General features: G+C 49.0%; 14 protein-coding genes. 10 read left to right on the top strand and 4 right to left on the bottom strand.

Going from position 1 to position 13,872, the window contains the following annotated elements:
• The first annotated feature begins 104 nt into the window (after nt 1-104).
• Both SH451x_RS04520 and SH451x_RS04515 read left to right on the top strand, forming a co-directional pair.
• On the top strand, nt 105-461 hold the full coding sequence (locus SH451x_RS04520) for a hypothetical protein (RefSeq protein ID WP_479361245.1): 357 nt from the start codon (nt 105-107) through the stop codon (nt 459-461).
• Nucleotides 462-496: 35 nt separating this feature from the next.
• A complete protein-coding gene (locus tag SH451x_RS04515; RefSeq protein ID WP_479361244.1) occupies nt 497-1,387 on the top strand; it encodes a sigma-70 family RNA polymerase sigma factor in 891 nt (296 codons plus the stop codon).
• Nucleotides 1,388-1,530: 143 nt separating this feature from the next.
• On the opposite strand, the gene SH451x_RS04510 is transcribed toward SH451x_RS04515, so the two are convergent.
• Nucleotides 1,531-1,986, bottom strand: a complete 456-nt coding sequence (locus SH451x_RS04510; RefSeq protein WP_479361243.1) for a hypothetical protein — start codon at nt 1,984-1,986, stop codon at nt 1,531-1,533.
• Between the two features lie 239 nt (nt 1,987-2,225).
• Here SH451x_RS04510 and SH451x_RS04505 point away from each other — a divergent pair, with 239 nt between their 5' ends.
• Nucleotides 2,226-2,549 (top strand): hypothetical protein, encoded by a 324-nt coding sequence (locus SH451x_RS04505; RefSeq protein ID WP_479361242.1) that lies wholly within the window; start codon nt 2,226-2,228, stop codon nt 2,547-2,549.
• A gap of 153 nt (nt 2,550-2,702) precedes the next feature.
• On the opposite strand, the gene SH451x_RS04500 is transcribed toward SH451x_RS04505, so the two are convergent.
• A complete protein-coding gene (locus SH451x_RS04500; RefSeq protein WP_479361240.1) occupies nt 2,703-3,044 on the bottom strand; it encodes a hypothetical protein in 342 nt (113 codons plus the stop codon).
• An 89-nt stretch (nt 3,045-3,133) separates the two neighbouring features.
• On the opposite strand from SH451x_RS04500, the gene SH451x_RS04495 reads away from it, so the two are divergent.
• Together SH451x_RS04495 and SH451x_RS04490 are read left to right on the top strand one after the other, a co-directional pair.
• Complete coding sequence (locus SH451x_RS04495; RefSeq protein ID WP_479361239.1) at nt 3,134-3,580, top strand: hypothetical protein; 447 nt, start codon at nt 3,134-3,136, stop codon at nt 3,578-3,580.
• A 394-nt stretch (nt 3,581-3,974) separates the two neighbouring features.
• Nucleotides 3,975-5,036 (top strand): GGDEF domain-containing protein, encoded by a 1,062-nt coding sequence (locus SH451x_RS04490; protein WP_479361238.1) that lies wholly within the window; start codon nt 3,975-3,977, stop codon nt 5,034-5,036.
• 38 nt (nt 5,037-5,074) lie between these two features.
• On the opposite strand, the gene SH451x_RS04485 is transcribed toward SH451x_RS04490, so the two are convergent.
• Nucleotides 5,075-6,325 (bottom strand): hypothetical protein, encoded by a 1,251-nt coding sequence (locus SH451x_RS04485; protein ID WP_479361237.1) that lies wholly within the window; start codon nt 6,323-6,325, stop codon nt 5,075-5,077.
• A 264-nt stretch (nt 6,326-6,589) separates the two neighbouring features.
• Between SH451x_RS04485 and SH451x_RS04480 the strand changes: the two genes are divergently transcribed.
• Entirely contained in the window at nt 6,590-7,321 is a 732-nt protein-coding gene (locus SH451x_RS04480; RefSeq protein ID WP_479361236.1) for a 3-keto-disaccharide hydrolase, read from the top strand.
• 55 nt (nt 7,322-7,376) lie between these two features.
• Here SH451x_RS04480 and SH451x_RS04475 read toward each other — a convergent pair whose 3' ends face one another.
• Nucleotides 7,377-10,478 (bottom strand): hypothetical protein, encoded by a 3,102-nt coding sequence (locus SH451x_RS04475; protein ID WP_479361235.1) that lies wholly within the window; start codon nt 10,476-10,478, stop codon nt 7,377-7,379.
• A gap of 163 nt (nt 10,479-10,641) precedes the next feature.
• Here SH451x_RS04475 and SH451x_RS04470 point away from each other — a divergent pair, with 163 nt between their 5' ends.
• The 4 genes from SH451x_RS04470 to SH451x_RS04455 all read left to right on the top strand — a co-directional run bounded on the left by SH451x_RS04470 (nt 10,642) and on the right by SH451x_RS04455 (nt 13,767).
• Nucleotides 10,642-11,106, top strand: a complete 465-nt coding sequence (locus SH451x_RS04470) for a MarR family winged helix-turn-helix transcriptional regulator (protein WP_479361234.1) — start codon at nt 10,642-10,644, stop codon at nt 11,104-11,106.
• Between the two features lie 59 nt (nt 11,107-11,165).
• On the top strand, nt 11,166-11,909 hold the full coding sequence (locus tag SH451x_RS04465) for an SDR family oxidoreductase (RefSeq protein ID WP_479361233.1): 744 nt from the start codon (nt 11,166-11,168) through the stop codon (nt 11,907-11,909).
• Nucleotides 11,910-11,961: 52 nt separating this feature from the next.
• On the top strand, nt 11,962-12,660 hold the full coding sequence (locus SH451x_RS04460; RefSeq protein WP_479361232.1) for a pirin family protein: 699 nt from the start codon (nt 11,962-11,964) through the stop codon (nt 12,658-12,660).
• 96 nt (nt 12,661-12,756) lie between these two features.
• Complete coding sequence (locus tag SH451x_RS04455) at nt 12,757-13,767, top strand: zinc-dependent alcohol dehydrogenase family protein (RefSeq protein ID WP_479361231.1); 1,011 nt, start codon at nt 12,757-12,759, stop codon at nt 13,765-13,767.
• Nucleotides 13,768-13,872 lie beyond the last annotated feature (105 nt).

The raw sequence follows: 13,872 nt of genomic DNA, 5'->3' as shown, positions 1-13,872 counted from the left end.
AATTGTCTAACTGTACGTACCAACCGTAGATTTAAACAGTGTTCTCCAGATTTTTCATCGACCGTCATTTGCTTGATTGTCGTGGCTTTTTGAGAGTTGAAGAGATGCCGATAAACATTACCGACCGCAGTGACATTCTCGACCCTGAATCGCGCCGGTTGACGGAGCGTCGCCTGCTATTCGCCATGTCGCGATTCAGTTCACGGATCAAAAACGTCAAGTTGGTCGTCGCCGATGAGAACGGCCCCCGTGGCGGCGTCGACAAATGCTGCCGCCTGTCGGTTGCTCTGTACCATGCAACGGACGTCGTGATTTCTGACAAGGACACCGACATCGTTCGCTGTGTTTCGCGAGTCGCTGAAAGAGCAGGTCGCGCGATAGCGCGCGTTATCGACAAGTCCAATGACTTTTCACGATCCCGTCCGCTCCCGTTGGACTCGGAAGCGTTCGCGCGACCGTAACAACTGCTGATAATCCCTTTGAGAAGCTTTCTATAATGCAAAAGAAGACTACTGACCAGTCTAAAGAGGTCCTCATGCCGGACGATGTGAAAGACGGATTTTTCTACCTCAGCCTATTTGAGGACCAAAATGCAGATGAGATGCTGCTTGGGCCGATGCCAAAGGGAGAAAGCGTAAACAAATGTAAGGTACCCAAAGGACTACCTTCATATCTAGCGATGCTCTGGGAACGACCATTACTCACTGCTGAGCAAGAGCAACATGGTTTTCGCAAGCTCAACTACTTGAAGTATCGCATTTCAGTGTTGAAGAAATCAGTTCACTCGTGTCGTGGGTGCGTTACGATGCTGAATGACTTGAGAAGTCTCACGAGGCAGAGTGAAGAAATGCGAAACACTCTTGTCGAGTTCAACCTGCGTCTGGTCGTGTCCTTCGCAAGGCGGTATGCAAAAAGCAATTCCAACGAATTCGAGGAACTTGTTTCGATCGGAAACCTGGCCCTGATACGCGCAGTTGATCTTTTTGACTTTCGTCGAGGCGTCCGCTTTAGCACTTATGCTTATCAAGCGATCCAAAGTTCCATCTTCAGCCGATTCCGCAAAGAAAGCCGCGTTCGAAGCAAATTTGTCGCGAGCGGAACAAGAGCGGTCGAATCGTCGATCGGCGACGCAAGTGCTGCCGATATACTGGAAATTGAATCGGTCGAATTGCGGGAACAGCTGATGCTTTCTTTCAAACGCCTAGGGGAGCGTGATCGACAAATTTTGAGTGCCCGATTTGGAATCAACCAAGATCACAGGGGAAAATCATTCCAAGCTATTGGCAAAAAACTCGGGTTAAGCACTACTCGCACGGTACAGCTGTATCGTCGTAGTATTGCCGTACTCCAGTCTTTATTAGCAAAGAGCAACTCCTTCCAGATTTAGTGCCGATGCGACGCAAAATAGGCCCTAGCAAAAGGCAGTCGACTCTCAAACTGATTGAGTTCTCTGTGAAATGTTCTCTGTGAAATGTTCTTGGCAGTTCACTCGTTCTGCTAGTCGGTACGATCGTCTAAGATCATTTCCAGTTACTCGGTTGAGGGCTGTTCTAAATCCAAAAAGTCTTTCGCGTTGAGGTAGTAGCCGACATCGCCTTCGCTGCTGCCGTAGCACACGACAAGAAAACTGCAATTCGCAAGTTGCTCAGGCTGTACAGAAAAAGCAACTGTTGTCACACCTTCTGGTTGACGATGATGTGACGGGTTGGGTTGAAGTTCAGCAGAAAGCACGTGTTTGCCGTTCTCGTCCTTCAGCCGAATTTCAGCATAGGTAAACTTTTCTAGCCAACCTTCCTTCTTGAATTCGAGCCAGACCTTTATACCTGCATCGCCGTTGTTTCGAGCATGCATTGTGATGCCATATCTTTCTTTCGCTTGTTCTTTGGTTAGAACACCGACAGAAATCATCGCGAAACATGCTGTGGTTACTACGGTGAAGCAGCAGATTGATAAAAATGCGGCGGTAATGAATTTGTACGCTGTCATGTGCTTGTTTCCAGACGGGAGGTTTGAAACGTTGAACCAATTGTCTAGACACTTGAGGAAACGATTTATTAGTAAGGATCAGATAAAAAACTGAGGACTCACTCAGTTCCACCACGACCTTTTGTCCTCTAAACCAAAGAAACTAAAAGGCATCGCACAACTTTCCATAGGCTCGAACTATACTTCGGAAGTTCCTCGGAACTCCCCCCTGCTGATCCTCGCCTTCTAAATGTTTGTATATGCGTCTTGAACCAGCGCTCTGCGCGATCTGCAACGTTGACGACTGTACACCTGTCGCAGTAGGCGAGGACTTTGAATACGCGACGACCGATATTGAGTTCATGGCGGTCCAATGCCGCCGATGTTCTTTAGTCTATCTCAATCCGCGGCCGGACTCGACAAGTATTGGTGACGCATACCCGTCACACTATCATGCGTTCGATTTCAAGAAGGAGGGCTTCGGTTTTATTTACCAAATCCGCGAACGTCTAGAAGCTAGAAGGCTGCTCAAATGGTGCCGCACGTTACCGGAAAATGCGAGGATACTTGATTTCGGCCAATAGCGATACGATTCAACTGTGCACTAGTGCGTTCTTAGGATTGGTTCTCGCAGCAACCTCAAGTGAGGCCGGCTCAACTTCAAACCAACCTATACTTGCACTCCCAACTCTGGAGCACTCTTAGGTTATCTTCACCAAGTTCGGTTTTCTGCCAAGCTAATCCGCTTGGAGATATTGCCATTTCTTGCAGGACATCATTGCGAATTGCAGACTTTCTGTAGCAAACCATGTCAGTTTATCGATCCTGTAACAAAAGAAAGTCACCTCTTTACTCGTTTCGATAGAATCGTAATCGGGCCGAACGCTCGGATACCAAAGCTTCCAGTATTCTTGAGACGAGCGTCGAACGTCTTCGCGAAACGCTGTTTCTCCTGGTTTCAAATTTAGAGGAATCTGGTAAAGATCAAGTTTTCGGCTAAGCACTCGTAGTGAGTTGACAGCGTATATGTTGGTTAAGCCTTCGGGACCGCCTAATGCGTAGATCAAGCTAGGCACCATGTCAAAGTAACCTTTACGAAAAATCCGCCGTCACGCCGGATAATTCCTCCAAGCGATAGCTGCAACCCTTTAAGAAACACAACTCAACTGTGAACGATGAACCTGAGGAGAAGAGTCGCAATCTTTGGCATTCACTACGGAATGGCTTCGAATGGCTGAGTGCAGCAAAGATCATTTCTAAATATGGTCTCGGCGTAATACTAGGTGCAGTCGGTGGTCTCTATTTGGTCCTGACAACATCCGGAAAATTTCGAATCATCGGCGTCGGATTGCTTTGTTACTCGGCATTGATCGTGCTGATGATCGCATTTCTTACAGGGTACATTGGTCAGGGAATCTATAAGAAGGGAGGGCAGCTGAAATGGGCGTTTGTTTGCTTCTTAATGCCTATTCCGATCGCCTTATACATGGAGTTAACCATGCTTAGCAGACAGGAACCGAAGATCGCTGGGTTTCTGTTCACTGCCATACCGTGCTGGTTGCTTGGGTTGTATCTCGTCGCGTGGTGGGCTCTCGAAAAGCCGAGCGATGACTGATTCTTTAAGCTCGCTGGATCTCCGTTCACTGCAGGGAAACTCGAATGCTACGGGATGTAGTGTTTCAACATTGTGATTCGAACTGGTGCGTGCAGAACGATCAAGGTTGGTTAGGAAGTCACGCTAGTTTTGATCTTTCAGGCTGACAGATGCCGTTTGTATGGAATGTGGAGATTGTAACGTTTGGCACTCGCAGCGGTCTTCCGAGTAATGTTACAAAAACCTGAACGGTTACGTCCTTTGAAGCAGTTTCGAGTGCTATGCTTGTCCAGTTTCGGCCGTTGAAAGTCTGCAAAATCTGGAAGTCAGGCCGAAGATCCCCCGTCACATGTAATCCTACAAAGCAAAAGGTTGAGAATTCCTCAAGAATTCTGTCTCAACTACTTAAGCTGCGATGACAAAAGACGAATCAAAAACTATGAAGTCGGGCGCATGTGAGCTTGAGTATCACAAATCGGCGACGATCGCGCGTGAAGCCATTCAGCATCTCGAGCGGCAAGAGATTCCGCTGACTCCGGAGAACTTTGCGGTTTGGTACCGCTTCGTAGAAAATCAAATTCCACAGTTGCGATGTGATATCGCTCATTCGCTCCTCAAAAACGGAAAAATCAGCACGCTGGAAATGAACCAGTATCAACAGATGCTGAAAGAAACGGATGACGCAAACGAAGAGAATAAGCTTACGAGTTCGCTGAAAGCAGAAATGGAAAATCTGCAAAAGACTGTGAGTCAGCAGTTGAGTGCTAATAGCGAATTTGGAGCATCGATCGAGGGCGCCAAAGCCAATTTGGCTAAGAACGTGACGGCCGAAACGATAGCGGCGACGATTGCGTCGCTGGTAAGCAGCAATGAAGCGATCACTCGGCAGTTAAAGGAAACGCGACGGCAACTAAATGCATCGCACAACCAAGTCGATGGTCTTCGTTCCAGCCTTGTTAAAGCTCAGCGCGTATCGATGACCGATTCGCTGACTTCCGTTGGCAATCGCCGCTTTTGCGATTACATGATCAACAAAGCGATCGAGAACATGGACTTCCAGCCCAACCAGTATCTGATCCTGATCGATCTCGATGACTTCAAAACGATCAACGACACTTACGGTCACAATGTTGGTGATAAGGCATTGATGTTCCTGGCGACTCAGCTTAAGAATCTGGCCAAAGATGCTAACGTTGCACGATACGGTGGCGATGAATTTGCACTAGTCCACTACGATACCGAAGAGTGTGCTTTGCTTGATCTTACCAAACAGATTCAGCAATTCTTTCAGGATCATGTCGTTGTTTTGGGTAACACCGGCAAGGAACTCTCGCTCTCGATTTCAATCGGCGGCTCGTACCTGAACAGCAGCGACAACACCACCAGTTGGTTTGAAAGAACGGATCGATCGCTCTATCGAGCAAAATCGGATGGGAAAAATTGCGTGCGAGTTGCCGACGGCGGAATCAACGTTTAGCACATAGCAAGCAACCTTGAGACCACTTCGAGGCCAGATTAGTCAAAGCTTCGAGGTCGTGTGTTGAGCCAGTAGTATCGCCCAGTCGCCTCCAATGCTCTTTTTCCATCCAGCATGGTCGAAGATCGCTGGCCATCTAGTCGTGCTGCAGCCCCAAGCACTGTGACGCGAATCTCGTACTCTTCTAAGTATTCGGCAAGCGATCTTGCAACGCCCGTTTGAAAACGAGCTTGCGGATAGATCGGTGTGGACAACGTATCAAGCGACCACGCATCTAACGCAACACTATGCCACAAAGTATTTGTGCCAGGCGTTGCTCGCGAGCGTAATTCTTCGGGCAATTTCTTAAGTGCTGGCGTTGCAACCTCTACACGAACACGACTGCTGTGCGGGGCGTAGAGAGCCCAGCTAGGCCAGTGATCATACAAGCCAAAACGTTCGGATATTGGCAATAACATCGCAACCGAAAAGACACAGACCGCGGCGGCAGAAGTCAGGCGTTGTATTTTCGAGGCGGTTCCAGGATCTCCCACATTAGAGACTGGTTTGTAAACGAATAGCAACCAGACCTGCCCGGCAATCTGCAAATTCCAGAGCAAGACACCGAGCTTATGTCCTAAACCCAGGGGGCCAAGAATCACGATTAGCGTCAAATGTAGTGCCACGGCAAGTACTCCTGCCAAACGTCGAGTTCTGTTCCAGCACAACCCAAGGCCGATGAACAACTCTGTGAGAGGAAACAGCAGAACGATTGCGTTCCGAGTCGACGGACTGAATAGTTTCTCATCTAGGAATGCGAGCTTCATTACAGTAGTCAACATCTGCTGACCGACTGTATGAACGAACTGGAAATCGAGCTTTCCTAGGGCGGAATAGATGTAAAGACTAATGAGCAACCACTTGATGAGCTGTAATGCCAAGTTCTTACCACAACACGCAAACGCCAACGTGACAAGAGCCAGTTCATATGCCCAGGGTTGCAGTCGGTGCTGATTCAACACGACGAGGCCTACGATCAAGCAGGTGAGCGAGAAATAGATTGAGGCCGGTATTGATTGGCGGATAGCCATGACGACTAACGCCCCCAAGACTGCAGCGAACAAGACCCAGTCGATCCAGCCAGGCGTGTTTACGAGACCTTCGAAAAAAGGTACCTGAGGAAAGACCTCCTGTGGAGTCCACAGCCGCCACGTGGCGATGAAAAGTGCCAAAGCTGACACTGCCGTCCAACGCCGAAAGTACTCCGACTGGAAATGCTGCAGATCTGCTTTTTCGACTGCTTCAGGCATCAATGAATCCATCTCGGACTTCCGGAACAACGGGATGTTTTGGATTCTACCGAACAGGCTAGTTTGGCATAGCGGCTATCGAACTCAGCGAATCCGCAAAATTTGAAGTAGGCTTCTGGTCAAAAACGAGCCTTCGGCATTTTGTGGTCGCTTGGGGCGACGACAGAAGCGACGATACGAACTAAACTGAGACATTCGATTCCCACCTTTATTCAATGCAAACCCGCGTTGATGTCTTCCACACTTTAATTCTCTGGAGAAACAATGAAGAAACCAATCGTATCATCGCTACTCGTACTAAGCCTGATCTGCAGTTCAGCCTTTGCCGATCAAACCGCACCGCCTGAAGAATCGGGATTAAAGCCAATTTTCAATGGTGAGACGCTGGAAGGTTGGAGTGGTGACGATCGTTTGTGGTCAGTCCGCGACGGAGTCATTCACGGCGAAACTACGAAAGAAAACGCGGCCAATGGAAACACTTTTCTAATTTGGCAAGGAGGTGAGACGAAAGACTTCGAGGTGCGTTTGTCATTCCGCTGCAACGCTGACAATAATTCGGGGATTCAGTATCGTTCCAAGCATATTACAGACAATTCGGCTCCGAACAAATGGGTTGTTCGTGGCTACCAGCATGAGTTGCGTAACGAGTTAGCGTTTCCAAACGTAAGTGGCTTCATTTACGATGAAGGCGGCAAGCGCGGACGAATCTGTATGGTCGGCGAGAAAGCGATCTGGGAAGGGGATGCCAACAAAATCCAAGAGACGTTCATGGATGAAGCTCAGTTCCAATCACTGTTCAAAATCAACGAATGGAACGACGTTGTGATAATCGTCAAAGGCAAACGAATTCAACATTTCATGAATGGGAAACTGATTCTCGACTTCACCGATGATGATCAGCATGCTTTATTAGACGGTGTATTGGCACTACAGTTACATGCTGGTGCGCCGATGTGGGCTGAATTCAAGGACATCCGCTTTAAAAGCCTTGACTAAAACTCTGGTGTCGAGCGTTTGCTAAGCGTTATTGCCCGAATGGCTTGAGCGAATTCTATTCAAGACCACGTATCGTCATATGTGGTTTATCACCCGAAAGGTCCAGCAGGATTGCTTTCGCCTCCGGTGTAATCTTGCAATCGCTCAAGTCCAGTAACATGATTCCAGGGATCTGGCTCAAGCGTTCTGCGTCTTGCTGGTCAATCTTTCGCCCTCGAAGCGAAAGTGTTTCAAAATGCATGTGCGATGGAAACACGGGAAGATCAGCCTCTGGATCTACATTGTCGACGTATAAACTGCTTATCGAAAATCCGTTTTGATTTAAGCTGTCTATCGATGATCCGTCGAGAAAATCTCCTAGGTTCGTGATGTCTAGGTCTGAGTTTGAAAAGTTTATACCCCAGGTTAGCTTTTTCAACCTGGCTAAATCGTCGGCTGAAATCGAAGCTCCTTCTAAGTTGGCGAAATCGATTTGCCAAGCAAAATTTTCTTGCGGTATGGCACCATCAAAGTCGATCTGGAGCAATCGAGACAGTCGGGGGGGAGGGGAAAGTGCTTGGTTTCGTGCAAGCGGAAGCAATCGTGCGCTGACTATGAAAGTTGGAGCTAGCCAGCTCCTTAGGTCGAAATATTGTGTGCTGGCTTTGTCGACAACGCATAGTAGGTTAAGTGACACAAACTTCGAAATATCGAAAGAGGGTATGTTCACGGCATTGAAGACCTTCAGACTTCGAATGCGATTGGTTGGCAGAGTCAGTTTGGTGAGCAGTTCGCCGCTGAGTGAGAGCGATTGTAGTTTGCTCGACTGAGTAACCAAGCGATCAAACTGAGTTTGTGTGAAGGGTGCTCCGCCGCATGCGAGTGTCTCGATGGACAGATTACGCGACAAGGCTTCTAAGGCATCAGGCTCGAATTCGCAGTCGCTGAAAGACAAAGCGACCGGAGTTAGCTTGAGGATGTCGGTCATTAAATTCTTATCCACGTCGCAGTCAACGAATTCTAGTCTCCTTTCCGTCGCTTTGTTGGCAAGGTTCCGCGAAACCGATTCCGGCAATGACTGCAGCCTCAGTGCATTGTATCCGTGAAAGGTTACGTCCGCGCTTGCAAGGTAGCTCCTGTCCAACTGCATTGAAATGCAATCGGTTAGGTCTGCCGTCAGGTCGATGTCACGGGGCGAAGAAGTGACGCTAAGATTTTCGATTTTGGCCTGAATGACTCCCAGCACCGGCGTCTTGTCAAATGTGAGCGCATGAAGCGTTTGTTCCAGATCGGAGGAGAATTTGTAGAGCTTCGGCGCGTTGCTGGCTTTGAGAACTACTTTCGGAGTTTTGTTTAGTTTGGAATTGGGGCGAACATGGATCGTTTTCAGATCAGGCATGTTTCGAAGGCTAATCGTCAGTTCGCTGTCGGAATCCAAGACGAGTGTCAGATTCTCAAGCTCTCGAGCGTTTTCATATGTCATGCTATCGTTAATCGTGATTTCTAGATCTTTGGCGTTCGAAGCCAAAAGCAAATCGAGTTCACGTTGATCTTTACAAGTAGCAGATAGCGATAACGTTTGGAGATTCGGAATGTCAGTTAAAACTGAGAGCGATGCTAGATTGTCGAAAGTGCATTGCTCCAAAGTGAGTCGTTGCAAGTCTGATTGGGATTTGAGAGCGCTGAATGCGTCTTGACCGATCTCGCACTGGATAAACGTGGCTTCGGTCGGATTGATAGCCTGCAAGAATTCCGTGACAGACGCGTCTGACATCCCTTCCACTCGCCACTCAATCGCAAAACGATCGGCTGTACTACTTCGGGGTTTCAGAACGATTTTTCGCAGCCAATCCATCGAGTTTTTGGTAACTGATTTTGTACGGCGCGTGGACACGTTAGCCAATTTTTCATAATCGTCTTGCAGCGTTATTGATCGTTCAGCTTGCTGCTCCTCGTATTTGACAGCTATGGAAAAAACGACAAGTATCAAAGCGCATCCAAGTGCTAAGCGACGCGCTGAAGCAAGTGGACGGATCAGGAACAGCAATGACACGAGTGCAAGAAAGACGCCGATGTTGATCAACAGTGCATTTGCGTGCCAGTGAAGACCGTCAACACTTTCGATGGCAAAGGTCATTGGCCAACCGAAATCATAATGATCCCAGTTGGGCCTTGGGAATATCGCTGTCGTTTCATACGAGTAACCTGGGCCAAAGACGAACGCTCCGATGACGAGCAAAAGTGCAAATCTCCAAAACAGGCGTTGCGCAAAAAGAAATGTGCGACAGACCCATTTGGAACTCCGGCTTCGTTGTCGAATTGGTTTAATGGTAAAGCTACGCAAGCGAAGATTATTGAAGATGAACCATGCTGTCATCGCACTTGTTGAAAGGATCGATACAAAAAAACCAAACTCAAACTCGCTTGACAAGGCATGCTCAAGAATCCAATTCAACGCATTGTTAAGGTCCGTCATTGAAGAAACGGCAAAAATTGCTAGGCCCGAAAGCGGGACGGCTAACAGAAAGCTCAGCAGGCAAAGTGACAAGGTTGCCATGGCGCGACTCCGCGGGTGAACTTTGGACGCGTTTGCGAAAACAAAGATTGCTATGAGAGTTGTAATCGTCGCGCCCGAGACTGCGTTGGCCGTTTGAAGAATCAAATGACTTAGCATGTAACCTCGAATGCCTTCAACGAAGGTCGACATGAGAGCAGCGGCGGCGAAACAGATTCCGAGGTGAAAGAGTCCGATGGAGGCTGATCGCTCGTGGAGATGTCGCGAAGTTCGTAGTCGTTTGCCCAAGCAGATTGAGTAGAGAAAAGCGATCACCAGAGAAGTCAGCAGTTGCGCTAGCCACACTCCGGCCGCCGCCATGTTCCATTGACGTTCAAACGCAAGGTTGAGAGCCAACGTGCCAAGGGCGATGGCTAAAAACGCTGCCACCGACGCACGCGTTTTCTGGGCGCGTAGTCCTAACCACAAACCCAGGAAAGTGGTGGGGACGGATAACAAAAGATTCTTATGAAGGACGAGTGGTTCGCCGTACACAAGCTTGGGGTCAATCGGTTGAAATACCAGAAACGGAAGGGTTGAGGCCACAAGGCAACCGGCGAGTGCAGCAATGTCCGAACGCAGATTGTGAGAGCTTGCCGAACGGTGAGTTGACAAAGTGTCCATGTCAGCCGAAGTCTGTTTAGGAAGAGATTTGTTCTGTTTGGATCGACGAACCCCTTCAGTTTAGCAGGGTTTTTTGCTCGTGCAGACTGTGGGACTGTCAATTTGCCCGCAAGTGCTTGACCAGTAAATGGTTTACGTGTAAAGTATTTAAATGAGAAACGATATGAGTAAACTGCAAGCGGAATTGAAAAAGCGAAACAACTTTGAATCGGTCGAACAGGAAGCGATTCTAAACATCCTGCGAACAAGCGATCAGATTCAAAATTATATCGGGAGGCTCTTGCGCGAGTTTGAGTTAACCAGTTCGCAATATAACGTGCTGCGAATTCTACGAGGCGAAGGTAAACCAATGCCGTGCCTCGAGGTCGCTCAGCGGATGATTCAAGTCGTTCCGGCGATTACGGGTTTGATTGATCGTTTGGAAGCTGCCGGAATGGTTGCGAGACGGCGTTGCGAAAATGATCGACGAGTAGTCTTTATCGAAATAACAGCGGCCGCACAGGAGCTGCTCAGCAAGATCGACGCTCCGTTGGCAGCCTTACACAAAGATCTACTTAAGAAACTGACTAAGGCAGAACTGCAAGATGTCGTTCGTTTGATGGAGAAAGCTCGAGAGGGTTTCCAGTAGCGTCGGTCATTTGGTTTGTGATCAGTTTTCAGTGCACATACATTTTCTGGAGAAGAATCATGGGTTTTAAAGTACAGGGTAAAGTTGCGTTGGTGACTGGATGCAACCGAGGCATCGGGAAATCTATCGTTGAGAAATTATTGGCAAGCGGCGTTTCCAAAGTTTATGCTGCTGTGCGAGACGTCAAGTCGGTTGAGGGCTTGGTAAAAAGTTCGAACGGCAAAGTAGTTGCGATTGAGTTGGATTTGAGCAAGCCGGACACGATAGTAGCCGCAGCGGCCGCTGCCACCGACGTTGAGCTTGTTATCAACAACGCGGGTGTTTTAAAAGAAGCCTCACCTCTTTCTGAATCGGCGGTAGAAGCGCTAGAGTTTGAGCTGCAAGTGAACTTGTTCGGGCTTTTGCATATGGCGCAGCAGTTTGCGCCGATACTTGCGAAGAACGGTGGAGGTGCTTTCGTGCAATTGAACTCGGTCGTATCCGTGAAAAGCTTTGGGAATGTTGCGACCTACTGCGCCTCGAAGGCCGCGTCCTATTCGCTAACGCAGTCACTGCGAGAGGTACTCGGCGAACAAGGAACGCAAGTGCTTAGCGTTCACCCAGGGCCAATTGCAACTGATATGGCGACTGCTGCGGGATTTATTGACATTGCAGAACCGCCATCCTTGGTGGCGGACGGTATCGTGTCTAGTCTGGAAAGCGGTGAATTTCATCTGTTTCCAGATTCGATGGCCAAGAGCATTTGGGCAGGGTACGAAAGCTTTGCCAAGAGTGTTGTCGAAGCGGATATGTCAGAGTCATGACTGACGCGTGCACACAATATAATTGACTTAATGGTGCCAAGGGAGCAATAGAATGATTACGTTAAGAAAAGCCGAGGACCGAGGGCACGGAGACCACGGCTGGTTAAATACCCACTACACATTTTCTTTTTCCGATTACCAAGATCCAGACCACATGGGGTTTCGATCGTTGCGGGTGATGAACGAAGATGTCGTCGCGCCGGGGCAAGGCTTTGGTACGCACCCGCATCGTGATATGGAGATTGTGACTTACGTGCTCGATGGTGCGCTAGAGCATAAAGACTCCATGGGCAACGGCGAAGTGCTGCGGCCAGGTGAATTCCAGCGAATGACAGCCGGAACAGGAATTACTCATAGTGAGTTCAATCCCTCTGCGACAGAACCAGTCCATCTTTACCAAATTTGGCTATTTCCATCGCACAAAGGTTTGGAGCCGAGCTATGAACAGAAACGTTTTGACGTCAGTGAGCGTACGGACCGGTTGCGCTTGGTTGCAAGTCCGGAAGGCGAGGATGGATCGTTGCGGATTCACCAAGATGCCAGAATATACCTCGGTAGCCTGAGTCCAGGAAAAACGGTCGATTACGATCTTGCACCAGGACGTGGCGCATGGCTGCAAGTCTTGCGCGGCTCCGTATTCGCAAACGAAGCAGTGCTCGATCAATCCGATGGAGCGGCCTTTACTGATGTTTCGGCGATCCAGATTACCGCCAGCGGCGAGGCTGAGGTCATGTTGTTCGATTTAGCTTAGACATGACGATCCCTTATAATGCAATTGCCGATCAAGTTACCTTTGCTTGATCGGTTTTTTAAATGATACTGATCAAAGGCACTGCGGGAGGGTGTTATGCGTCAATGGCAGCTTGGAAATGAACCTGGTTGGAAGAACTTTCGCTGCGAGACGGTACCGGATCCAGTGCCGCAAGGGCGTCAGGTGCTGGTTCGCATGCGGGCTGCGAGCCTAAATTATCGCGACACGATTGTGGCAACCAGCAAAGATCGCTTCAGTCCTGGTTTAGTTCCCCTGTCGGACGGGGCAGGCGAAGTGGTAGGAGTCGGGCCTGAAGTGAAGGAATGGAAAGTCGGCGATCACGTTATCGGCACATTCTTCCAGCACTGGCAATCAGGACGCTTTGACATGAAGTACCACCAAGCCGCAATGGGCGGCGCAGTCGACGGTGTCCTGCAAGAGCTAATGACCTTTCCTGAAGAGTCCTTGGTCCAAGCTCCGCAGTCTTACAGTTTCGAAGAGTCCTCAACACTGCCTTGCGCGGGACTAACCGCCTGGAGCTCATTGATGGACCGCGGGCGTTTCGTGCCAGGCGATACGGTGTTAGTTTTAGGAACCGGGGGAGTATCGATATGGGCGTTGCAGATCGCCGTCGCTTCAGGCGGCAAAGTGATCGTGACATCGTCGAGCGATCGGAAGCTTGAGAAAGCAAGAGACTTGGGAGCCTGGGAAACGATCAACTATCAAAGCGACTCCGATTGGGAAAAGACGGTCTACGAGTTAACGGCCGGTCAGGGAGTTGATCATGTTGTAGAAGTCGGTGGCCCAGGGACTCTGGGGAAATCGCTGGCAAGCGTAGCGGCGGGCGGCAGCATTGCATTGATCGGAGTTTTGACCGGATTTTCACCGCCAGATGCTAGTCTATTTCCGCTGCTGAGTAAGAACGTCAATCTGAACGGTATTTACGTCGGCAACCGAGAATCGCTGAAGCAATTCGTACGATTCTTGGATACAACTCAGGTAAAGCCGGTAATCGATACGGTATTTCGATTCGAAGATGCAATTGAAGCTTATGAAAAGATGAAATCGGGACAACATCTAGGCAAGCTTGTTATTGCGATCAATTGACACTTCGTAGCGGCTCGAAATTCGAGCGCACTGGCATCGTGTCACTTGCGGGTAATGACGGCTCTAGAGAACCGTCCTACGGGTGAAGAAAATGTTGCATCGTCG

It is taken from the genome of Njordella aestuarii (assembly GCF_056494165.1).
The sequence above is the reverse complement of the archived record's forward strand: the minus strand, read 5'-3'. Positions and strand labels throughout refer to the sequence as shown.